The organism is Streptomyces sp. LS-MS-L19 (genome assembly GCF_058382285.1).
Window position 1 is genome coordinate 8,955,473 of sequence record NZ_JBYCLL010000001.1, and the last position, 21,740, is coordinate 8,977,212.

Sequence of the window (21,740 nt, forward strand, 5' to 3'; positions counted from 1 at the left end):
GAGGCCCCGCCATGACCACCGCCGTCGCGGGCCACGCCCGCACCACCGACCAACGCACCGGCGAGACCGGTGCCGCCCGGCGCCCCCGCCGGTCCTGGGCGCCGTACCTCTTCATCTCGCCCTTCTACCTCCTCTACGTCCTGTTCATGCTGATCCCGATCGCGGTCTCGCTGTGGCTCAGCCTCACCGAATGGGTCGGTCTCGGCGCCCCGCACTGGGTCGGCCTGCGCAACTACCGCAACCTGTTCACCGACATCAGCTTCCACCGGGCCCTCGGCAACACGGCCGTCTTCGTGCTCGTCGCCGTCTGTGTCGTGGTCCCGCTCGCGCTGCTGATCGCGCAGGCCCTCAACACCCGTGGCCTGCGCGCCCGGGACCTGTGGCGCACCGCCTACTTCGTGCCGATCGTCGTCTCCCCGATCCTGGTCGCGCTCATCTTCGGGCTGCTCTTCGACCGGCAGTTCGGCCTGCTCAACTCCATCCTGCGGGCCCTGTTCGGGACCGGCGGCGTCGACTGGCTCGGCGATCCGGGCCTTGCCAAGGTGAGCATCGCGCTGGTGATGCTGTGGCGCTGGACGGGCTACCTCACGGTGTTCTTCCTCGCCGGACTCCAGAACGTGCCCAAGGAGTTGTACGAGGCCGCCGCGCTCGACGGCGCCGGACGGCTGCGCACCTTCACCACCGTCACGCTCCCCGCCCTGAAGCCCGTGACCGCGTTCGTCGTGGTCACCTCCTTCATCGGCGCGGCCCAGATCTTCGAGGAGCCGTATCTCCTCACCGGCGGCGGACCGGCCGAATCCACGCTCTCGGTCACGATGTTCATCTACCGGGCCGCCTTCCAGCGCCAGCAGTTCGGCTACGCGGCCGCCGCGGCCGTCGTGCTGTTCGTGCTCGTCTTCGGCCTCAGCCAGCTCTTCAACCGGCTCCTCGGCATCGGGAGGGCGTCCGCATGATGCGCACCCGCATACCCCTCTACGGCACGCTCGTCCTGCTGCTCCTCGCCTTCCTCGCCCCGCTGCTGTGGGCGCTGAGCGGCTCGTTCAAGCCGCGCGGCGACATCTTCGCCTACCCGCCCCGGCTGCTGCCCGACCCGTTCACCCTCGACAACTACCAACGCCTGTTCTCCGGGCAGCCGTTCTGGCGCTGGTTCCTCATGAGCACGGTCGTCGCCCTCGTCGCCACCACGGTCTCCGTGTTCGTGTGCGCCCTCGCCGGCTACGGCTTCGCCAAGTTCCGCTTCGCCGGGAAGCGGCTGCTGTTCGGCGTGATGTTCAGCTCGCTGTCGGTGCCGTTCGCGGTGATCCTGGTCCCGCTGTTCGTGATCCTCGTCAAGACCGGCCTCGGCAGCCCGTGGTTCGCGCTCATCGTGCCGTGGGTGGCGCCCGCTTTCGGGATCTTCATGATGCAGCAGTACATCGTGCAGTCCGTCCCGGACTCCGTCCTGGAGGCCGCCCGCATCGACGGGGCGAGCGAGTTCGGCATCTTCCGCACCATCGTGCTGCCCCTGCTGCGGCCCTCGCTCGGCGCCCTCGCCGTCTGGCAGTTCCTCCAGAGCTACAACAGCTTCCTGTGGCCGCTGGTGCTGGTCTCCGACAGCTCCCAGTACACGCTGCCGCTCGGCCTCCAGACCCTCTTCGTCTCCGAGCAACGGCAGTACGACCTGGTGCTCGCCGGAGCCGTCATCGCCGTGGTGCCCGCGGTCGCCCTCTTCGTGATCCTGCGCAAGCAGCTCCTCGAAGGACTGTCCACGGGCGCCGTCAAGGGCTGACGGGATCCCAAGGCCGACTCAACCACCGTATTGGAGAAGGATGTTCCAGCTTCCACCCCGCGTCCTGTTCGGAGCCGCGTACTACCACGAGTACCAGCCGTACGAGCGGCTGAAGGACGACCTCGACCTGATGGCCGAGGCGCACTTCACCGTGATCCGGGTGGGCGAGTCGGTCTGGTCGACCTGGGAGCCCGAGAACGGCCGCTTCGACCTCGACTGGCTCCAGCCCGTCCTCGACGGCGCCCACGAGCGGGGCATCTCGGTGATCCTCGGGACGCCCACGTACGCCGTGCCGCCGTGGCTGGCCCGCCAGTACCCGGAGATCGCGGGGGAGTCGCGCACCGGCGAGCGCATCGGCTGGGGCGCCCGGCAGGAGGTCGACCTCACCCACCCGGCGTTCCGCTTCCACGCCGAACGCATCATCCGCAAAATCGTCGCCCGGTACGCCGACCACCCGGCCGTGATCGGCTACCAGGTCGACAACGAACCCGGCCTCCATCTCCTGCACAACCACGGCGTGTTCCAGCGCTTCACCGACGAACTCCGTGCGCAGTACGGCGACGTGGAGACCCTCAACCGTGAATGGGGCCTGGTCTACTGGTCCCACCGGCTCTCCACCTGGGCCGACCTGTGGACCCCGGACGGCAACGTCCAGCCCCAGTACGACCTGGCCTGGCGCCGCTTCCAGGCGCGGCTCGTCACCGAGTTCATCGAGTGGCAGGCCGACATCGTCCGCGAGTACGCGCGCGAGGGGCAATTCGTCACCACCTGCATCTCCTACGACCGCCCGGGCGTCGAGGACGACAAGCTCACCGCACGGCTCGACGTCACCGCCGGCAACCCGTACTACACGATGCAGGACGCCCTGGAACTGCCCGACCGCGGCGGCGACGGACAGGACTGGACGACCAACGGGACCTGGGCGCTGTACCGCAGCGCCGACCGCATGTACTCCTCCCGCCAGGAGCCCTTCCTGGTCACGGAGACCAACGCCCAGGCGATCGGCTACCCCTGGAACAACCGCCCCGCCTACGACGGCCAATGGCGCCAGGCCGCCTGGGCGTTGATCTCCCGGGGCGCCTCCATGATCGAGTACTGGCACTGGCACACCCTGCACTTCGGCGCCGAGACCTACTGGGGCGGCGTCCTCCCGCACAACGGCCGCCCCGGCCGGGTGTACCGGGAACTCGCGGCCCTGGGAGCGGAGTTGGAGAAGGCGGGCGACCTCGCCGCGTCCCTCACCCCGGACGCCGACGTCGCCTTCCTGTACGACGGCCCCAGCAAGTGGGCGCTCCAGGGCCAGCCGGCGCTCGCCCTGGCGGACGGCAGCGCCGACGGGCGGTCGTACGAGACCGTCTTCGACGCCTTCTACCGAGGCGCTTTCGACGCCGGCCTCCAGACGCGCATTCTCCACCCGGGCCAACTCCCCGCTGCCGAGCTGCCCGACGTCCTGGTCGCCCCCGCCTTCTACGCCGCCGCCGACGAGACCCTCGACCGTCTCAAGGCCTACGCCGAAGCGGGCGGCCACCTGATCCTCGGCCCCCGCACCGGCTACGGCGACACGGAGGCGCGGGCCCGCACCGACGTCCAGCCCGGCCGGCTCGCGGCGGCGGCCGGGGTGACGTACGACGAGTTCAGCAACCTGGGCGCCCCGCTCCCGGTGACCGGTACGGACAGCCTTCCGCTGCCGCCCGAGGCCCGCGCCCTGCACTGGGCCGACGGCCTCCAACCGCAGGGCGCCGAGGAGTTGGCCGCCTACGACCACCCGCACTTCGGCCGCTGGCCGGCGGCCACCACCCACCGGCACGGCGCGGGCCGGATCACCTATGTCGGCACGGTCCCCGACCCCGCCTTCGCCCGCGCGCTCTTCGAGTGGACCGCCCCCGCCACCTGGCGCCCGGCCCACCCGAGTGTCAGGGCAAGCTCCGCCACGGCCCGCGACGGCCGCCGCGTCCGCTTCCTGCACAACTGGTCGTGGGCCACGGTGTCGGTCCCGGTCCCGGCACCACTGCGGGACGTGCTGACGGACGAGGCGTACGCCGATGAGGTCCCCCTCGGCCCCTGGGACGTCAAGGTCCTCACGGATGAAGGGGGTTGGTGACCGCCCGAGCCGCCACCGGCGGGTGCGCTAGGTTGCCGCCATGGCTGACCTTGGAACCACCGCCTGGCCACCCGCCCCGATCCGGACGGAACGGCTCGTGCTCCGCGGCTCCGAGGCCCGGGACCGTACGGCGTTCATCGACCTGTTCGCCGCACCGCAGGTGCACACCTATCTCGGCGGCGCTCGATCACGCGACGAGCTCGAACGCGACGTGCCCGAGGTGCCCGGACGGCGCCCCGGCCTCTTCGTGATCGAGCGCGACGGCACGATGATCGGCATCGCCGAGCTCAACCGGCGGGACCCGGAGCATCGGAGCCGCGTCAGTCCCGGCGCCGGGAAGGTGGAACTCGGCTACCTGTTGCTGCCGTAGGCGTGGGGAGGCGGATACGCCACCGAGGCGTGCGCGGCGGCGCTCTCGTGGTTCGCCGGCGTGCTCCCCGGCGAACCGGTCGTGCTCGCCACCCGGACCGACAACGACCGCTCGCTGCGCCTCGCGCACCGACTCGGCTTCGAGGAGGCGGGCCGGTTCGAGGAGTGGGGCGCCGAGCACTGGTACGGCGTGTGGTCGTCGGCCGCTTCGACCCCCTGACCTCTGGACCGGGTGCCTAGCCCGCCAGGGTCCGCGTCACGACCCAGTGGTGTTTGCCGATCTGCCGGGTGCGCGTGAAGCCGTGTGCCTCGAACAGGGCTACGGTCCCGTTGTGCAGGAAGGAGGAGGACACCGTGCGGTTCTCGGCGTCCTCGGGGTAGCTCTCCACGGTGCCGCCGCCGAGCCGCGTCATCTCCCGCAGGGCTCCGGCGAGTGCGGTGGCCGCCACGCCCCGGCGCCGGTGGCTCTTGTCCACGAAGAAGCAGGTGACGCGCCAGTCGGGCGGGGTGCCGAGACCCTGCTCGTAGACGCGCCGGTGCTTGATCCGGGGCAGCTCACCGGTCGGCCCGAACTGGCACCAGCCCACGCACACCGAGCCGTCGTAGACGAGCGCGGCGTGCGCCCTGCCCTCCCGGACCCGCAGCTCCTTCTCCGCCCGGTTCCGCTCCGGTGACTTGTGCCGGCCCACACCCTCGGAGTGGAAGCCCATGCACCAGCAGCCGCCCCACACGCCGTTGTGCCGCTCGATCAGCGACACGAAGTCGGGCCAGGTCGTCTCGTCCAGCGGTCTCGCGCGGTACGCGTCCTTCGGCACACCACCAGGCTGCCACACGACACCGCCGACGTCCGTTCAGACCAGGCTCTGTGTGCCCAGTACCGAGATCAGCCGTAGCTTGTCGGCGGCCTCGGTGCCGGGGTCGGCCGAGTAGACCAGGATGTGGAGGTCGTTGTCCTCCACCCGGAGCAGGTCGCAGTCCAGGGTGAGCGTGCCGACCTGGGGGTGCTCGACCGTCTTGCGCGAGGCGGTGAGACGGCCCACCACGCCCGCGTCCCACAGCTCGGCGAACCGCTCGCTGCGAGTACGCAACTCACGGACGAGGAGCGTGAGGTGGCGGTCGGCGGGATAGCGGGCCGCGGTCGCGCGGAGTTCGGCGACCATGCCGACCTCGAAGGCCGCCCGCTCCTCCGGCGTGTGCCGCACCCGGGTCGGCATGCCCGTGAAGTTCCGCCACACGCCGTTGCGTTCGAAGCCGCGCAGGACGGACGGATCGCCCAGCAGCGCCGCGTACATCGGGTTGGCCACGAGCAGGGTCATGGCCGCGTCCGACACCGCGACCGGGGTGTCGACCAGCCGGTCGAGCAGGCGCTGCACGCTGGGCGTGATGAAGGCGGGCACGACATCGGGTCCCGGCGGCACCTGCCCCGCGAGCCCGAACAGATACGTCCGCTCGTCCGCCGACAGCCGCAGCGCCCGGGCCAGCGCCTCGACCACCTGCACCGACGGATTGGCCGCCCGCCCCTGTTCGAGACGCGTCACGTAGTCGACCGAGATGCCCGCCAGCAGGGCCAGTTCCTCGCGGCGCAGTCCGGCCGCGCGCCGGTGACCGCCCAAGGGCAGCCCGGCCGCGTCCGGGGCGACCCGGTCACGCCAGCGCCGCAGTGCCTGTCCCAGTTCCGTCGCCGCCATGCCCCCAGTGAACACCGCCGGCCGCCGATGTGCCTGGTACCGCCAGTCCCAGGAAGAAGGGTCTTCTGGCAGGCCCCACGACGGCGCGGCAAGGTGGCCGGCATGACGACAACACTCATCACCGGAGCGAACAAGGGTCTCGGCTTCGAGACCGCCCGCAGGCTCGTCGCCGCAGGCCACACCGTCTACGTCGGTGCCCGTGACGCCGAGCGCGGCCGCCTTGCCGCCGCCGAACTCGGCGCCCGGTTCGTCCAGCTCGACGTCACCGACGACGCGTCCGTGGCCGCCGCGGCCAAGACCGTCGAGGCCGACGGCGGACTCGACGTCCTGATCAACAACGCCGGCATCGAGACCCGCACCGACGACAACAGCGTGCCGGTCGCCGAGACCGTCACCGCCGACCACATGCGCGCCACCTACGAGACCAACGTCTTCGGCGTCGTCCGCGTCCTGCACGCCTTCCTGCCGCTGCTGCGGCGTTCGGCCGCCCCGGTCGTGGTCAACGTCAGCAGCGGACTGGCCTCCCTGGCCCACCTCTCCGACCCGGACCACCCCGCGCACTTCTACCCCGGCATCGCCTACCCGAGCTCCAAGACCGCGCTCAACATGCTCACCGTGCAGTACGCGAAGGCGTTCCCGGACCTGCGGATCAACTCCGTGGAGCCCGGCTTCACCAGGACCGACCTGAACGGCAACACGGGCACGCAGACCGTGGCGGAGGGCGCCGAGATCATCGTACGGATGGCGCAGATCGCCCCGGACGGCCCGACCGGGGGCTTCTTCGACGTCAACGGCCCGCTGCCCTGGTGACACACCACGTTCGCGGCCCCTCAGACGACCCCGTCCGCACGCAACGCCGCGATGTCGTCGTCGCTGCGGCCGAGCTCGGTGAGGATCGCCCCGGTGTGCTCGCCCACCGCCGGGACCGGGTCCATCCGGGCCGGCAGTCCCGCGAGGTCGGCCGGCGGGAGCAGTGCCTCCACCGTGGCCCCGCCGGGGACGGCGACCTCGTGCCAGCGGCCGCGGGCGGCCAGGACCGGGTGGTCGAGGAACGCGGCCACGTCGTTGACCCCGGCGCAGGCGATGCCCATCCCCTCCAGGTCCTTCAGCACTTCGTCGGCGTCGGAGCGGGCGATCCGCTCGGCGACCACCGCGTTGATCTCCTCACGGTGGGCGACCCGGGCGGACCCGGTCGCGAACCGCGGATCCGCGGCCAGCTCGGGCTGCCGTAGGAAATCGGCGCACAGGACGGTCCACTCGCGTTCGTTCTGGATGGAGAACAGCACGTCCTTGCCGTCGGCGGCCGTGAAGGCGCCGTAGGGGGCGATGGTGGCGTGCTGGGTGCCCAGCCTCGGCGGCTGACTGCCGCCGTACCGCGTGTAGTTGGCGGGCTGGCTCATCCACTCGGCCAGCGCCTCGAACAGCGACACCTCCACCGGGTGGGCCCTGCCGGTGGTGGCGCGGGTGTACAGGGCGGTCAGGATGCCGCTGTAGGCGTACATCCCGGCCGCGATGTCGGCGACGGAGATCCCGACCCGCGCGGTCTCCTCGGCGGTCCCGGTCAGTGACACCAGCCCGGTCTGGCACTGCACCAGCAGGTCGTACGACTTGCGGTCCGCCCACGGCCCGTCGGTGCCGTACCCGGAGATCGTGCACGGGATCAGCCGCGGCCACCGCGCGGCGAGGTCGGCGGTGCCGAGGCCCAGCCGGTCGGCCGCGCCCGGAGCCAGGTTCTGGACGAACACGTCGGCGCCGTCGAGGAGTCGGTGCAGGATCTCCAGGCCGCGCGGGTCCTTGAGGTCCAGGGTGAGGGACTCCTTGGACCGGTTGAGCCACACGAAGTAGCTGGAGTGGCCGTGGACGGTCGTGTCGTAGCGCCGGGCGAAATCACCCTCGCCCGGCCGCTCCACCTTGATCACCCTGGCCCCGAGGTCGGCGAGCTGCCGGGTCGCGTACGGCGCGGCCACGGCCTGTTCCAGGCTGACCACGGTGACGCCGGACAAGGGAAGCTGCGGCAGACTCATGCGGCTCTTTGTACGGTCGGGTCGGACAGGGTGTCAATGATCACTCCGCGCGACGTCCGGCAGGTTCGTACTGCCGTTTCCTCAGTTCCGGCGGTCCGGCGTGCACAGCACCAGGACCGCGCGGGCGACGAGTTCGCCGGCCCCGCCGAGCTCCTGCCGGTAGCGGTCCGTGATCTCCCGCACGGTCTCGGTGAAACCGGGGTCCACGGCACGGGCCCGCGCCGGGGCGGGCAGCCCCTGGGCCATCTCGCGACGCCGCGCCAGCAGCGCGATGATCTCCTCGTCGAGACGCTCTATCCGGGTGAGTGACACGTCGTCCCCCGGGGCGGTGGCCTGGTTCGTCGTCACGCTGAAACTCCGTTCCTCTGCGCGAGTTGCGCGAAACGCGGCGCGTTCCTTCACAGCTGGTCCCTGAACACCCTGCCCGTGGCGGTCGGCGGGAATGCGTCGCGGAACCATGCGTTGCGGACGACGACGAGGGATCAGGCGGGCACGCCGAGGGTCTCGACCGCCTTGACCAGCGGGGCGAGCTCGGGGTTCCGGGCGGCTTCGTCGAGGGCCTCGCGCAGGGCCGCCTCGTTGGTGGGGCGGGCCTCCTCCAGCAGGGTCAGACCGGCCTCGGTGACGTTGGTGTAGATGCCGCGCCGGTCGGTCGGGCACAGGTAGCGGGTCAGCAGCCCGCGGTCCTCGAGGCGGGTGACCAGCCGGGTCGTGGCGCTCTGGCTGAGGACGACGGCGTCGGCGACCTGCTTCATCTGCAGATGACCGCCGTCCCCGTCGTGCTGCCGGCTCAGCACGTCCAGCAGGGAGTACTCCCGCACGCTCAGGTCGTGCCCGGCCTGCAGGGCGCGCTCGATGTGGGCCTCGATCCTGCCGTGCAGGAGCGAGAGCGCGCACCAGCCCTGGGCGAGGGCGGTGAGTGCGGGGTCGGTCGCGGTCATGGGGCTGGGCCTCCGTCCCGAAGTGGTGGGATCCAGAATATGTCATCGGTGAAATAGTCGGCGTAAGCCTGTTGTGCGTGCGTGCAAGTGTTCTTCGCGTCGCCGTCGCCGACGTCGGGCTCCGGCTGGTACACCCTTGGCATGACAGTCGACGCATCCGCCTCCTTCGTCAGCGGCCAGACGGCACTCGTCGTACCCGTACCGGCGGCCGAGCCCGTGGTGCGGGCCTGGCGCGACCGCTACGACCCGGCGGCCCGGGCCGGCGTCCCGGCGCACGTCACCGTGCTCTTCCCGTTCCTGCCCGCGCCCCTCGTCGACGCCGACACCCGCGCCGCCCTCGCTGAGATCTTCGGCAGCCACCCCGCCTTCGACGTGCGCTTCGAGGACTGCGGACGTTTCCCCGGGGTGCTCTATCTCGCCCCCGACCCCGACACGCCGTTCCGCCGACTCACGGAGGCGGTCGTCGCGCGCTGGCCGGAAGCCCCGCCGTACGGCGGAAAGTACGAGCCCCACCCGCATCTGACGGTCGCCCAGTCCGAGGACGACGCCGTACTGGACGAAGCCGAAGCCGACCTGCGCACCGGCCTCCCCTTCTCGGCCCGGGTGTCGAAGGTCGACCTCGTCACCTACACCGGCACCGACTGGCAGCACCTGGAGTCCTTCGCGCTCCGGTAGCCGGGCGCGCCCCTCGTCGATCCGAAACCCCGTGGCCGGGGCGCTCGTCCCGCCGGTATCGTCCGGTCTCCCGACCAGGCCGCACCGGCGGCGCGGTCCCTGCGGAGAGCGACCCCATGACCGGCCGGCCACCGACGACGACCCTCTGGCGCCCCACCGGCCCGGTGGAACTGGACCTGGTCCGGGAGCTCGACTGGCGCGCCTGGCCGCCGCGGCTCCCCGAGCAGCCGATCTTCTACCCGGTCCTCGACGAGGACTACGCGATCAGGATCGCCCGGGACTGGAACGTCAAGCACGACGGCGCCGGCTTCGTGACCCGCTTCGAGGTCGAGTCGGACTTCCTGAGCCGGTATCCCGTCCAGCAGGCGGGCGGCCGCACGATCCTCGAACTGTGGGTCCCGGCCGAGGAGTTGGACGAGTTCAACACGCACATCGTCGGGACGATCGAGGTCGTGCACGAGTTCCGTTGAGCTCCCAGGGGTCTACTAAGGCCGGGCCAAGTGCCGCATCGCCAGGGCCAGTTGCAGCCGCAGTCGGCCTTGGGGTGTGCGCAGCGGCCAGCCCAGCAGGTGTTCCGCGTGGGACAACCGGTCCTGGAGCGTGGAGTGGTGGACGTTGATCTCGGCGGCGGCCGCGCGCAGGCTCGTCGTCGAGATCACGGCGTGCAGCGTGGCCAGCAGCCAGGGGGTGCTCGCCCCCGCCGCCTCCAGGGCCTGGACGTCAGCCGGCGCCTCCGCACCCGGAGCGACGAGCCCGGCCAGCAGCGCGACACCGCCCAACTCGTCGGCGTGCACGACCTTGGGCCCCGGATCCAGGGCGGTGCCCTCCGCGGTGAACCGCAGCGCGGTACGGGCCTCGGCCCAGGAGCGAGGCAGCTCGAGCACGGGCACCTCGGGCCCTACGCCCACCCGGCCGTCGGGTAGGCCGGGGAGGGCCCGTGCGGTGAGGGGGTCGGCGTCGGTCCGGCCGGAGGGAAGGCCCGCGTCTGTCCGTCCGGTGGGACGTCCGGCGTCGGCCTGCGTGGTGGGAGGCCCGGCGTTGTTCCGTCCGGTGGGACTTCCGGCGTGGGCCTGGGCGGTGGAAAGCCCGCCGTTGCTCGGCCCGGTGGGAAACCCGCCTTTGTTCCGTCCGGTGGGAGGTCCGGCGTTGCTCCGCCCGGCGGGACTTCCGGCGCTCGCCCGACCGGTGGAAAGGCCGTTGCTGTTCCACCTGTTGGGCAGGCCGGCGTCCGCCCGCCCCGCCACGACCATCGGCGGCCCGTCGAGCGGGGCCAGCGCACGCGCGGTCCCCGACGGATCCAGCCCGAGCCCACGCGCCGCGTGCAGCCGGGCCGCCTCCGGCGCGCCGGGGTCCAGCACGGTCTCGACCAACGCGGGGTCCTCCACGGCCGCCCGTCCGCGCGTACGGTCCAGCACGAGCCGTACGGCCCCCGCTGCCCGCTCCAGAATCACCGCGTCGACGACACTGGGCGCGGCCTCGGCCCGCTCCAGCCACAGCGCGGCGGCACCACCGGGCACGAGCGCGGCGGAAGGCCAGCCGGGATCCGGTGGGGTCCCGGAGTCCCGGCGCGTCCCGTCGGCCTCGACCCGCACCCGCACCCGCCGCTCCGCGTCGACGAGCAGCGCGGGCACCCCGGCCAGCACGGCGGCGCCCCGGACCAGGGCCTCCAGCCCGGCCCGGGACTCGGACAGCCGATCGAAGTAGGCAATGACCCGCACGGCGGCACCGGCGTCCGGATCCAGCGCGGTCAGGCGCCCGGCCAGCTCTTTCATACGGCTATGGTGCGCCATCGGAGCCACGAAGCACCCGGAAGGGCCACGAGCAACCGCGGAGCGCGACCACGACGAAGCGGCGGTCGCCGAGTGGGGCCCGACGCGGACCAGCCACGATGCTGCCGCGGTCCCCGGACGGAGGGCGGTCGGCCGGGGGCGGCGGAGCCGCGGCGGCACGACGCAGCACTGCGCGGGCTGGCCGCTTGCTGCCTGAGGCTCCCCGACGAGGGAGCAACGCGGACCGGCCACGGTGCCGCCGCATCCAGTGCGGGTCGGCCACGACCTCGCCGCGGCCGACCCGCCATCCCGCGCAGTGCACCCAGTCTCCCCCCCCCCGTATCAGCGGCTAGTTGCCCAGCAACCTCCCCAACCACGCCACATGCGCCGCCCGTGCCGCCTGGGACAGTGCTGCCTGGGGAGCGAAGCCGTCGAAGCCGTGGAAGCCGCCGGGCCAGACGTGGAGTTCCGCGACCCCGCCCGCCTGCCAGATCCGGGACGCGTACGCGACGACCTCGTCCCGGAACGTCTCCGCGGAGCCCACGTCGAGGAAGGCCGGCGGCAGGCCCGAGAGGTCCTCCGCCCTGGCCGGTGCCGCGTAGGCCGGCACGTCCGGCCCGCCCCGCCGGTCGCCCAGCAACGCCGTCCACCCGGTCTCGTTGGCCGCACGGTCCCACACCCCCAGCCCCGCCATCTGGTACGTCGAGGGACTGTCGTTGCGGTCGTCCAGCATCGGGCACATCAGCAGCTGACCGATCGGCCGGGGCCCCTTCCGGTCCCGGGTGAGCAGGGCCAGCGCCGCCGACAGACCGCCACCGGCACTCGCCCCCGCGATCACGATCCGCTCGGCGTCGCCACCGATCTCCCCGGCGTGCTCGGCGGTCCACACGAGCCCGGCGTACACGTCCTCCACCGGCGCCGGATGCGGATGCTCGGGTGCCAGCCGGTACTCCACCGACACCACCACGGCGTCCAGCTGCTTCGCCCAAGCGAGCGGGCCGTCGATGCCGACGCGGTTGTTGCCGAGGATCATGCCGCCGCCGTGGACGTGGTAGATCACCGGACGTCCGGTACCCGAAGGCGTGGGGGAGACCGGCCGGGCGATCAGGAGGGAGATCTCCGGGGCGCCCTCGGGCCCCGGCACCGACCGGTCCTCGACCTCGAAGAACCCGTCCAGCGTCAGGTCCAGGTCGGCCAGCATCTGGATGCCGGGTCCCTGGCGTACGAGGTCGATCTCGTCCAGCGTGAGGCCGGGCGAGATCACGTCCTTGATCAGATCCAGGGCGGCGGCGAGCTCGGGGTCGAACGGGGGCGGCACATGCGTCATGGCTTCTCCTCACGCGGGGCGCGGCGGCTCGTGGCGCCATGATCGGGGCATTGGGGTGCGTCCGGGACGCCGCCGTACGGCGGAACCTGCCCGCCGTACGGCGGGTCGGCACGGCGACAATCAGCCACCTTCCGCGTGTGACCTGCGCTTCCTTGCCATCGCATGACCTGTTGTTCACCTTCCGTAGGTGGAAGGGATCCCCCGAGGTGACCACGCTGTCGATGCCCCCCATGCACAGGAGAACCAGTGAACGTCTCTCTCAGCGTCTGGCTGCTGACCGTGGTCGCCCTGTGCGTCCTGGTCGGCGCCGACTTCTTCATCGGCCGCAAGCCGCACGACGTGTCGGTCAAGGAGGCCGGCATCTGGACCGTCGTCTGGGTCGTACTGGCCTGTCTCTTCGGACTCGGACTGCTCCTGTTCGGCGGCGGGAAGCCCACGGGCGAGTTCTTCGCCGGGTACATCACCGAGAAGTCGCTGAGCGTGGACAACCTCTTCGTGTTCGTCCTGATCATGGGGAAGTTCGCGGTGCCCTCGCAGTACCAGCAGCGGGTGCTGATGGTCGGCGTGATCATGGCGCTCGTGCTGCGTGCCGGGTTCATCGCGGCCGGCGCGGCGATCATCTCCACGTTCTCCTGGGTGTTCTACCTCTTCGGCGCCTTCCTCATCTGGACCGCCTGGAAGCTCGTGCAGGACGCCCGCAAGGGCAGCCACGAGGAGGAGTATGAGGAGAACAAGCTCCTGAAGATGGTGGAGAAGCGCTTCGGCGTGGCCGACCGCTACCACGGCACCAAGCTGTGGATCGAGCAGAACGGCAAGCGGGTCATGACCCCGATGCTGGTCGTGATGCTCGCGATCGGCTCCACCGACGTGCTGTTCGCCCTGGACTCCATCCCCGCGATCTACGGCCTCACCCAGGACCCGTACATCGTCTTCACCGCCAACGCGTTCGCCCTGATGGGCCTGCGGCAGCTGTACTTCCTCATCGGCGGCCTGCTGAAGAAGCTGGTCCACCTCAGCTACGGCCTGTCGATCATCCTCGGCTTCATCGGCGTCAAGCTGGTGCTGCACGCCCTGCACGAGTCCGGCGTGCACGTCCCCGAGATCAGCATCCCCGTCTCCCTCGGCTTCATCGTGCTCGTCCTCACCGTCACCACCCTCACGAGCCTGCGGGCCGCCAAGCGACAGGAGGCGGCGGAGGTGGAACAAGCGGCGTGACGGCCGGCGGCCGGGCCGCCGGTGGTCCCCTTGACTTCGAGAGCGCTCCAAGTCATACCGTCGCCGTCATCGGCGAAGTCCCTTGAACGGAGACGACATGCGTGTGGGCGTGCACATCAACCGGTTCAACCATCCGGAGGGCGGCCCCGCGCTCGGCGCCGAGCTCGCCGCGGCGGGGCGTGCGGCCGAGGCCGCCGGGGTGAGCTGGCTGTCGGTGATGGACCACTACTTCCAGATGGAGTTCAACGGCGGCGCCGAGGACCCCATGCTGGAGGCCTACACGACGCTCGGTTTCCTCGCGGCCCACACCGAGACGGTCCGGCTCGGCGCGCTGGTCACGGGAGTGACGTACCGCCACCCCGGCCTCCTCGCCAAGATCGCGACCACGCTCGACGTGCTCTCCGGCGGCCGCGCCACCCTCGGCATCGGAGCCGCCTGGTACGACCGCGAGCACGAAGGGCTCGGCGTGCCGTTCCCGCCGCTCGCGGAGCGCTTCGAGCGGCTGGAGGACGCCCTGCGGATCTGCCTCCAGATGTGGGACCCGGCGGCGAACGGCCCCTTCGAGGGCACCCACTACCGGCTCGCCGAGACACTGTGCGTGCCGGCCCCGGTCAGCAGTCCGCGCCCCGAGATCATGATCGGCGGCAGCGGCGAGAAGAAGACCCTGCGCCTCGTCGCCCGCTACGGCGACGCCTGCAACCTCTTCGCCACCTCACCGGAGGAGGTCGCGCACAAGCTCGACGTGCTGCGCGGCCACTGCGCGACCGAGGGCCGGGACTACGCCGAGATCCGCAAGACGATGACCTACTCGGGCGAGGCGGCCGACGGGGAGGACCTGGACGCCTTCACCCGGGACATCACGGCCTACGGCAAGCTCGGCATCGACACGGTCATCCTGGGCCCCCGCATCGGAGCCCCCGCCCAGTGGATCGAGCGGTTCGTGGCGCCGGCGGTGGCACGGCTGGCGGAACTGGACTAACCCGCCCGCGCGGCGGTGGGCCGGCTGCGGGAGACGACGCGGGTCCCGCGGCCGTCCGTCACCCGGACCTGCAACGAGCCGCACGCGCAGCGGGTCCACGCCGTCCCGCCCGCCGCCGTACCGTGCCGGGACACCACCTGGAAGGGCTCGGCGTCGTCCGGCCAGCCGCAGTGCGGGCAGACGGCGCGGGTCGTGCTGTTCATGGGGACTCCTTCGCAATGCACTGGCTGGGTACGGCCGTCGCGACACAGCCAGCATGCGGCGGGGTGTTCGTTCACGTCCAGGTTGACTTTCCGGACGTCACCTTGAAGCGTGGGCTACATGATTGACCTGCGCCGGCTCCACGTCCTCAGAGCGGTCGCCCACTACGGCACGGTCACCGCGGCCGCCCAAGCCCTGCACTTCACGCCCTCCGCGGCCTCCCAGCAGATCCGCCAACTCGCCCGCGACCTGGGCGTCGACCTCCTCGAACCCCAGGGCCGCGGGATCCGTCTCACCCCGGCCGCCGAGAGCCTGCTCGCGCATGCCGACGCGATCCAGGCCCGCTGGGAACAGGCCGAACTCGATCTGCGCGCCGACCACGGCGAGCCCGCGGGACCGCTGCGGGTGGGTGGTCTCTCCGTGGCCGTGTCGGTGCTGCTCGCCCCGATGGCGGTCCGGCTGCGCGAGCGGCACCGCCGACTGGCGGTCAGCGTCCAGGAGTTGGGCATCCCGGAGAGCTTCGACCTGCTCTTCGAGGGGGCGATCGACCTGGCCGTCGTGGAGGCGACCCCGCACAACCCGCCCCTGAGCGACCCCCGCTACGACCAACAGCCCCTGCTGGACGACCCGTTCGACCTGGTCGTACCCGAGGGTCATCCGCTGGCCCACCGCGACCGGGTGGATCTCGCGGACGCGGCCCACGAGGACTGGATCGCCCCCGTCGTGGACAGCCCGTGCCGCACGCACGTCATGTCGGCCTGCGGCGCGGCCGGCTTCACCCCGAGCGTGGTCCACCACGCCGTCGAGTGGAACGTCACCGCACACCTGGTCGCCCACCGCCTGGGCGTGGCCCTGATCCCCCGCCTGGCCCACCTGACCCCGGACCTGCCGATCACAAGAGTCCGCTGCGAGGGTGGCCCGCACCGAAAGCTGCTCACCTGCACGCGTGCCGGAGCGCAGGAACGCCCGGCGGTTGCGGCGGCGCTGAGGGTCCTGAGGGACCTGGCACGCACGGCGACGGCTTGAGACGACGCGAGGGGGCGCGCCCTCAGGGGCGCGGGGAACTGCGCGACCAGCCCCCACCGGCCCGCAGACGACACGCAAGGGGGCCGGAGTTCGAAAACTCCGGCCCCCTTGTCGGAAACCGTTCACGCGCCGCAGGCTCAGGCCGCTGCGACCTCACCCGCGTTGCTGTGCAGCTGAGCCACGACCTCGGCCAGCTGCGCGGCGACCTCCGCGTCGTCCGCCGGGTGCGTCTCGGCGAACCGGACCACGGAGCCCGGGATGGACAGCTTGACGTCCTCGAGGACCTTGCCGCCGGCGATGCCCACGGCCTTGCGGGTCTCGTCCTGCGCCCACACGCCGCCGAACTGGCCGAACGCGGTGCCGACCACGGCGACCGGCTTGCCGGCGAAGGCACCCGCGCCGTACGGACGGGACAGCCAGTCGATGGCGTTCTTCAGGACGGCCGGGATGGTGCCGTTGTACTCGGGGGAGAAGAACAGGAACGCGTCGGAGGCCTGCGCGGCCTCGCGCAGCCTGGCGGCGGCCGCCGGGACGCTGCCCTCGACGTCGATGTCCTCGTTGTAGAAGGGGATCTCGGCCAGGCCCTCGTAGAGCACGATCTCCGCGCCCTCGGGAGCGTGCTTGACGGCCGCCTCGGCGAGCTGGCGGTTGTGCGAACCGGCGCGAAGGGATCCGACGAGCGCAAGGATGCGAACAGACATGCGAAGCTCCAGGGGGTGGTGAAACACTGCGTTAATCTTCCGGACCGGGGTCCGTTTAATGTCTAGCACCTTAACCGGACCGAGGTCCAGTTTTCTTCCCGATGCTTTACGCTGGCGTCATGTCCGCGACCCTGCCGCCGTTCCCGAACCCCCAGGAGCCCCTCGACAAGCCCCAGCTCCTGGAGGTCGGCTCCGCCCCCGACGAGCCGTGCCTGCGGGCCGACGCGGCCCGCAACCGCGCCCGTCTGCTGGAGGCCGCGACCCGGCTGATCGCGGAGCACGGTGTGGCGGGAGTCACCATGGAGGCGGTCGCCACCGCGGCCGGCGTCGGCAAGGGCACGGTCTTCCGCCGTTTCGGCGACCGCACCGGACTGCTCATGGCGCTCCTCGACCACTCCGCGCGCACGCTCCAGGCGGACTTCCTCGGCGGCCCGCCCCCGCTGGGCCCGGGCGCCCCGCCGGTGGACCGGCTGCGGGCGCTCGGCGTGGCGCTGCTGTACCGCTCCGCCGAGCAGCTGGACCTGCTGCTGGCCGCGCAGTCCGAGCCGACCCGCCGCCACTCCCACCCGTCGGCGCGTGCGCTGCACATGCACACCACGATGCTGCTGCGGCAGATCCTCCCGGACGCCGACTGCGACCTCCTGGCCCAGACGCTGATGGCCTATCTCGACCCGGCCCTCATCCACCACCTCACCCGGCAGTGCGGCATGCCGCTGGAGCGCCTGGAGCACGGCTGGAACGACCTCGTCGCCCGCGTGACCGGCACCGATCCGCTGCGCTGAGCGGAAGCGGCAACCCCACATGTGGGCGTCGTCACAGGTTCTGCAAAGATGACGATCGTCATGGTGCAGATACAGAACACGTCCGCGTCCTCTTTACCGCGCTCCGTGCCCACGAGTGCCGATGTGGCCCGCCTCGCCGGCGTCTCGCGTGCGACCGTCTCCTACGTCCTCAACAACACCAGCGCCGTCCGGATCAGCGAGCCCACCCGCCGCCGTGTCCACGCCGCCGCGAAAGAGCTCGGGTACGTCCCGCACGCCGCCGCCCGCAGCCTGCGCGCCGGGCACAGCCGCATGGTCCTGATGCCCGCCCCGTCCATCCCGGTCGGCCCGCTCTACAGCCAGTTCATCAACGAACTCCAATGGGCCCTCGGCCGCCTGGACTACACCGTCGTCCAGTACGGCAGTGTCGGCCTCCAGGGGGAGGAGGCGGCCCGCGCCTGGGCCGAGCTGCGCCCGGTCGCCGTCCTGGTGCCCGGCATCGGACTCGGTCCCCAGGGCGTCTCGCTGCTCCGCCGTTCCGGCGCCCGGGCCGTGGTCACGCTCGCCCCCGAGGCGGTCGAGGGCGCCCACGCCCTGCTCATGGACCACGAGCGGGTCGGCCACTGCGCCGCCACCCACCTGTACGCGCGCGGCCGGCGCCGCATCGGCGTGGTGGTGCCCGAGGAGACCGGCCTGGAGGGTTTCTCGCTGCCCCGCCTCGCGGGTGCGCGGCGCGCCCTGCTCGGCACGGACGCCACGCTCACCGAGCTGCCGCTCGCCTTCGAGGAGCAGTCCGCGGTCGGGCTCGCCGCCCGCTGGCGGGAGCTCGGTCTCGACTCCGTGTTCGCATACAACGACGAATACGCGATGCTGTTGATGCGAGCCCTTCAGGACGAGGGGCTGCGCGTACCGGAGGACACGGCGGTGATCGGCGCCGACGACCTGCTCCTCGGCCGGCTGCTGCGGCCCCGGCTCAGCACCGTCCACATCGAGCTGCCGTCCGGCCGTGAGCTGGCCGAACTGGTCGACCGCGCGGTGCGCGAGCCGGGCGCCGCGACCGAGACGCACACGGTGCTGGGTGCCACGGTGGTGCACCGCGACTCCAGCTGACGCAGAAGGGTCTGCCATGCGCACCACGGTCGGGATCATCGGCGGCGGCCCCGCCGGACTGCTCCTCGCGCGCATGCTGCACCGCGCCGGCGTCGACTGCGTGGTCCTGGAGAGCAGGACGCGGGAGTACGTCGAGCACCGACAGCGGGCGGGCATGCTGGAGCAGGGTACGGTCGACGCCCTGCGCGCGTGCGGCGCCGCCGACCGGCTGGAGGCGCAGGGCCTGGTCCACCGGGGCATCGAGCTGCGGTTCGCGGGGGAGCGGCACCACATCGACTTCCCCGCGCTCACCGGCGGCCGTACGGTCACCATCTACGCCCAGACCGAGATCGTGAAGGACCTCGTCGCGCTCCAACTGGCCGAAGGGCCCCCGCTGTTGTTCGAGGCGGAGGCCCTCGCGGTCGAGAAGCCGGACAGCGACGCCCCCGTGGTGCGGTTCCGGCACGAGGGCCGCGAACAGATGCTGACCTGCGACTGGATCGCCGGCTGCGACGGCTTCCACGGCGTCTCCCGGGAGGCCGTTCCGGCGGCGGTGAGCCGGACGTACGAGCACGAGTACCCCTACTCCTGGCTCGGCGTCCTCGCCGATGTCGCGCCCTCCTGCGAGGAGTTGATCTACGCCCGCGGTGAGCGCGGTTTCGCGCTGCACAGCATGCGCTCACCCTCCGTCTCCCGCCTCTACCTCCAGGTCCCCAACGGCACCGACGCCGCCGACTGGTCCGACGAGCGCATCTGGGACGAGCTGGCCGCCCGCTTCGCCATCGACGCGGACTGGACCCTCGCCAGGGGCCCGATCACCGCCAAGTCTGTGACGCCGATGCGCAGTTACGTGCACGAGCCGATGCGCCACGGCCGTCTGCTGCTCGCCGGGGACGCCGCGCACATCGTGCCGCCGACCGGGGCCAAGGGGCTCAACCTCGCCGTGTCGGACGTGTCCGTCCTCGCCCGGGCCCTGACCGAGGTGTGCCGCACAGGATCGACACAACTGATCGATTCATATGCGGAGTTGTGTCTTTCTCGTGTGTGGCAGGCCACCCGCTTCTCGGATGACATGACTAGGATGTTGCACGCTCAACCAAACGGGGATGCGTTCGAGAGCCGGATGCAGCTCGCACGGCTGCGCCGGATCACCGCATCCCGCCATGCGGCCGCCGAACTGGCCGCGAACTACACGGGACTACCGCTCCCCGTGTGAGTCCCCCCGGTGATCGAACGGAGAGCCGTCATGTCGTTGCTCGACCCCAAGAGCTGGCAGTCCCACCCCCTGTCGGGACCTGAGTACGCCGTCACCGAACCCGCCACCGGCGACACACTCGCCTCCGTCACGCTCGCCACGGGCGAGGACGTGGCACGCTCCGCCGAGGCCGCCCGCGCCGCCCAGGCCGAGTGGGCCCGGCTCCCGCACTTCGTCCGCGCCGGGGTGCTGCGCAAGGCCGGCGACCTGTTCGCCGCGCACGCCGACGAACTGCGCGGCTGGCTCGTCCGCGAGTCCGGGTCCATCCCCGGCAAGGCCGACTTCGAATTGCACGTGGCCGCCCAGGAGTGCTACGAGGCCGCCGCCCTCGCCTCCCGCCCCGCGGGCCAGGTCCTGCCCAGCGAGGCGCCGAGGCTGTCGTACACCCGCCGGGTCCCGGTCGGTGTGGTCGGCGTGATCTCGCCCTTCAACGCCCCGCTGATCCTGTCGATCCGCTCGGTCGCCCCGGCCCTCGCCCTCGGCAACGCGGTGATCCTCAAGCCGGACCCGCGCACCGCGGTCTGCGGCGGTCTCTCGCTCGCCGCGGTCTTCGCCGAGGCCGGACTGCCCGAAGGCCTGTTCCACGTCCTGCCCGGCGGCCCGGACGTCGGCCAGGCCCTGGTCGCCGACCCGCGGGTCCCCGTCATCTCCTTCACCGGGTCCACCGCGGCCGGCCGTGCCGTGGGCGAGGCGGCTGGCCGCCACCTCAAGCGCGCCCACCTGGAGCTCGGCGGCAACTCCGCCCTGATCGTCCTGGAGGACGCCGACATCGAGGCCGTGATCTCCACGGCGGCCTGGGGATCCTTCTTCCACCAGGGCCAGATCTGCATGACGACGGGCCGCCACCTGGTCCACGAGTCGCTGTACGCGGAGTACGTCGAGCGGCTGGCCGCCAAGGCCGACTCGCTCGCCGTCGGCGACCCCAACCGGGAACAGGTCCACCTCGGCCCGATCATCGACGACAACCAGCTCGCCAAGGTGCACGGCCTCGTCGAGGCCAGCACCGCCCAGGGCGCCAAGCTGGCCGCGGGCGGCACGCACGAGAGGCTCTTCTACCGGCCGACGGTCCTCGCGGGCCTCGACGACAGCACCCCCGCCTACGCGGAGGAGGTCTTCGGACCCGTCGCGCCCGTCCGGTCCTTCTCCACCGCCGACGAGGCGGCCGCACTGGCCGCCGCCGGGCCGTACGGCCTCTCGCTCGGCATCGTCACCGGGGACGCGGCCCGCGGCCTCGACCTGGCGGAGCGCATCCCGACCGGCATCGTGCACATCAACGACCAGACCGTGAACGACGAGGCCGTTGCGCCCTTCGGCGGGATCGCCGCGTCCGGCACCGGCGCCCGCTTCGGCGGTGAGGCCAATGTGGAGGCCTTCACCGACGTGCGCTGGACGACGGTACGCGCGGACGTGGCGACGTACCCCTTCTAGGGTTACTGCTCGTTCTGCTCTGCCTGGGCCTGCTGCTCGGCCACGGCCTTGCGGACCTCGTCCATGTCCAGCTTGCGGGCCTGCCCGATGACGTCCGTCAGGGCGGCCTCGGGCAGCGCCCCGGGCTGGGCGAACACCGCGACCTGGTCGCGGACGATCATCAGCGTCGGGATCGACTGGATGCCGAAGGCCTGGGCCAGCTCCGGCTGGGCCTCGGTGTCCACCTTGCCGAACACCAGGTCCGGGTTGTCCTCGGCGGCCTTCTCGTAGACCGGCGCGAACTGACGGCAAGGACCGCACCAGGACGCCCAGAAGTCGATCAGGACGAACTCGTTGTCCGTGACCGTCTGGTCGAAGTTCTCCTTGGTGAGCTCCACGGTGCTGCTCATGACGTGATCCCTCTTCCTGGTCTCGGAGCGAAGC

23 protein-coding genes and 1 pseudogene are annotated in these 21,740 nt (G+C 71.7%); 14 read left to right on the forward strand and 10 right to left on the reverse strand.

Annotated features, from left to right (window positions below; all coding sequences use genetic code 11):
- Window positions 1–11: 11 nt before the first annotated feature.
- From AC2XR2_RS39935 to AC2XR2_RS39950, 4 genes and pseudogenes are all read left to right on the forward strand, one after another.
- Window positions 12–953: a carbohydrate ABC transporter permease gene (locus AC2XR2_RS39935; protein ID WP_491517794.1), complete on the forward strand. Its 942-nt coding sequence runs from the start codon at window positions 12–14 to the stop codon at window positions 951–953.
- On the forward strand, window positions 950–1,768 hold the full coding sequence (locus AC2XR2_RS39940) for a carbohydrate ABC transporter permease (protein WP_449350303.1): 819 nt from the start codon (window positions 950–952) through the stop codon (window positions 1,766–1,768). Before AC2XR2_RS39935 ends, AC2XR2_RS39940 begins: the two co-directional genes overlap by 4 nt.
- Window positions 1,769–1,808: 40 nt before the next feature.
- Window positions 1,809–3,869: a beta-galactosidase gene (locus AC2XR2_RS39945; protein ID WP_491517795.1), complete on the forward strand. Its 2,061-nt coding sequence runs from the start codon at window positions 1,809–1,811 to the stop codon at window positions 3,867–3,869.
- A 40-nt stretch (window positions 3,870–3,909) separates the two neighbouring features.
- A pseudogene (locus AC2XR2_RS39950) lies at window positions 3,910–4,458 on the forward strand (GNAT family N-acetyltransferase).
- A gap of 16 nt (window positions 4,459–4,474) precedes the next feature.
- On the opposite strand, the gene AC2XR2_RS39955 reads toward AC2XR2_RS39950, so the two are convergent.
- Together AC2XR2_RS39955 and AC2XR2_RS39960 are read right to left on the reverse strand one after the other, a co-directional pair.
- Complete coding sequence (locus AC2XR2_RS39955) at window positions 4,475–5,053, reverse strand: GNAT family N-acetyltransferase (RefSeq protein ID WP_449350305.1); 579 nt, start codon at window positions 5,051–5,053, stop codon at window positions 4,475–4,477.
- A 36-nt stretch (window positions 5,054–5,089) separates the two neighbouring features.
- Window positions 5,090–5,926, reverse strand: coding sequence for a helix-turn-helix domain-containing protein (locus AC2XR2_RS39960; protein WP_381296908.1), 837 nt, complete (start codon window positions 5,924–5,926; stop codon window positions 5,090–5,092).
- Between the two features lie 102 nt (window positions 5,927–6,028).
- Between AC2XR2_RS39960 and AC2XR2_RS39965 the strand changes: the two genes are divergently transcribed.
- Complete coding sequence (locus AC2XR2_RS39965) at window positions 6,029–6,736, forward strand: SDR family oxidoreductase (protein ID WP_381296906.1); 708 nt, start codon at window positions 6,029–6,031, stop codon at window positions 6,734–6,736.
- A 20-nt stretch (window positions 6,737–6,756) separates the two neighbouring features.
- Here AC2XR2_RS39965 and AC2XR2_RS39970 read toward each other — a convergent pair whose 3' ends face one another.
- The 3 genes from AC2XR2_RS39970 to AC2XR2_RS39980 all read right to left on the reverse strand — a co-directional run bounded on the left by AC2XR2_RS39970 (window position 6,757) and on the right by AC2XR2_RS39980 (window position 8,891).
- Window positions 6,757–7,950: a CaiB/BaiF CoA transferase family protein gene (locus tag AC2XR2_RS39970; protein WP_449350307.1), complete on the reverse strand. Its 1,194-nt coding sequence runs from the start codon at window positions 7,948–7,950 to the stop codon at window positions 6,757–6,759.
- 81 nt (window positions 7,951–8,031) lie between these two features.
- Window positions 8,032–8,298, reverse strand: a complete 267-nt coding sequence (locus tag AC2XR2_RS39975) for a chorismate mutase family protein (protein ID WP_330262689.1) — start codon at window positions 8,296–8,298, stop codon at window positions 8,032–8,034.
- A gap of 134 nt (window positions 8,299–8,432) precedes the next feature.
- On the reverse strand, window positions 8,433–8,891 hold the full coding sequence (locus AC2XR2_RS39980; protein ID WP_381296902.1) for a MarR family winged helix-turn-helix transcriptional regulator: 459 nt from the start codon (window positions 8,889–8,891) through the stop codon (window positions 8,433–8,435).
- Between the two features lie 141 nt (window positions 8,892–9,032).
- Here AC2XR2_RS39980 and AC2XR2_RS39985 point away from each other — a divergent pair, with 141 nt between their 5' ends.
- Both AC2XR2_RS39985 and AC2XR2_RS39990 read left to right on the forward strand, forming a co-directional pair.
- Window positions 9,033–9,566, forward strand: coding sequence for a 2'-5' RNA ligase family protein (locus AC2XR2_RS39985; protein ID WP_491517796.1), 534 nt, complete (start codon window positions 9,033–9,035; stop codon window positions 9,564–9,566).
- A 116-nt stretch (window positions 9,567–9,682) separates the two neighbouring features.
- Entirely contained in the window at window positions 9,683–10,036 is a 354-nt protein-coding gene (locus AC2XR2_RS39990) for a hypothetical protein (RefSeq protein WP_123766092.1), read from the forward strand.
- 15 nt (window positions 10,037–10,051) lie between these two features.
- Here AC2XR2_RS39990 and AC2XR2_RS39995 read toward each other — a convergent pair whose 3' ends face one another.
- Window positions 10,052–11,338: a PucR family transcriptional regulator gene (locus AC2XR2_RS39995; protein ID WP_491517797.1), complete on the reverse strand. Its 1,287-nt coding sequence runs from the start codon at window positions 11,336–11,338 to the stop codon at window positions 10,052–10,054.
- A gap of 346 nt (window positions 11,339–11,684) precedes the next feature.
- Window positions 11,685–12,662, reverse strand: coding sequence for an alpha/beta hydrolase (locus AC2XR2_RS40000; RefSeq protein ID WP_491517798.1), 978 nt, complete (start codon window positions 12,660–12,662; stop codon window positions 11,685–11,687).
- 246 nt (window positions 12,663–12,908) lie between these two features.
- Between AC2XR2_RS40000 and AC2XR2_RS40005 the strand changes: the two genes are divergently transcribed.
- Complete coding sequence (locus tag AC2XR2_RS40005; RefSeq protein WP_381296895.1) at window positions 12,909–13,877, forward strand: TerC family protein; 969 nt, start codon at window positions 12,909–12,911, stop codon at window positions 13,875–13,877.
- A gap of 97 nt (window positions 13,878–13,974) precedes the next feature.
- A complete protein-coding gene (locus tag AC2XR2_RS40010; protein ID WP_491517799.1) occupies window positions 13,975–14,856 on the forward strand; it encodes an LLM class F420-dependent oxidoreductase in 882 nt (293 codons plus the stop codon).
- On the opposite strand, the gene AC2XR2_RS40015 is transcribed toward AC2XR2_RS40010, so the two are convergent.
- Complete coding sequence (locus tag AC2XR2_RS40015) at window positions 14,853–15,059, reverse strand: hypothetical protein (protein ID WP_381296891.1); 207 nt, start codon at window positions 15,057–15,059, stop codon at window positions 14,853–14,855. The two genes, AC2XR2_RS40010 and AC2XR2_RS40015, sit on opposite strands and share 4 nt — an antisense overlap.
- Before the next feature lie 118 nt (window positions 15,060–15,177).
- Between AC2XR2_RS40015 and AC2XR2_RS40020 the strand changes: the two genes are divergently transcribed.
- Window positions 15,178–16,083: a LysR family transcriptional regulator gene (locus AC2XR2_RS40020; RefSeq protein WP_491517800.1), complete on the forward strand. Its 906-nt coding sequence runs from the start codon at window positions 15,178–15,180 to the stop codon at window positions 16,081–16,083.
- Window positions 16,084–16,220: 137 nt separating this feature from the next.
- Here AC2XR2_RS40020 and AC2XR2_RS40025 read toward each other — a convergent pair whose 3' ends face one another.
- Window positions 16,221–16,784, reverse strand: a complete 564-nt coding sequence (locus AC2XR2_RS40025; protein ID WP_381296887.1) for an NAD(P)H-dependent oxidoreductase — start codon at window positions 16,782–16,784, stop codon at window positions 16,221–16,223.
- A gap of 101 nt (window positions 16,785–16,885) precedes the next feature.
- Here AC2XR2_RS40025 and AC2XR2_RS40030 point away from each other — a divergent pair, with 101 nt between their 5' ends.
- The 4 genes from AC2XR2_RS40030 to AC2XR2_RS40045 are packed head-to-tail and all read left to right on the forward strand — an operon-like array spanning window position 16,886 to window position 21,317.
- Window positions 16,886–17,566 carry a TetR/AcrR family transcriptional regulator gene (locus tag AC2XR2_RS40030; RefSeq protein ID WP_381296885.1) on the forward strand — a complete coding sequence of 227 codons (681 nt, stop codon included), beginning with the start codon at window positions 16,886–16,888 and terminating at the stop codon, window positions 17,564–17,566.
- Between the two features lie 48 nt (window positions 17,567–17,614).
- Window positions 17,615–18,655: a LacI family DNA-binding transcriptional regulator gene (locus AC2XR2_RS40035; RefSeq protein ID WP_381296883.1), complete on the forward strand. Its 1,041-nt coding sequence runs from the start codon at window positions 17,615–17,617 to the stop codon at window positions 18,653–18,655.
- 16 nt (window positions 18,656–18,671) lie between these two features.
- Window positions 18,672–19,850, forward strand: a complete 1,179-nt coding sequence (locus AC2XR2_RS40040; RefSeq protein WP_491517801.1) for a 4-hydroxybenzoate 3-monooxygenase — start codon at window positions 18,672–18,674, stop codon at window positions 19,848–19,850.
- A gap of 30 nt (window positions 19,851–19,880) precedes the next feature.
- Window positions 19,881–21,317 (forward strand): aldehyde dehydrogenase family protein, encoded by a 1,437-nt coding sequence (locus AC2XR2_RS40045; protein ID WP_449350312.1) that lies wholly within the window; start codon window positions 19,881–19,883, stop codon window positions 21,315–21,317.
- Window positions 21,318–21,319: 2 nt separating this feature from the next.
- On the opposite strand, the gene trxA is transcribed toward AC2XR2_RS40045, so the two are convergent.
- Window positions 21,320–21,706, reverse strand: a complete 387-nt coding sequence (trxA, locus tag AC2XR2_RS40050) for a thioredoxin (RefSeq protein ID WP_449350313.1) — start codon at window positions 21,704–21,706, stop codon at window positions 21,320–21,322.
- Window positions 21,707–21,740 lie beyond the last annotated feature (34 nt).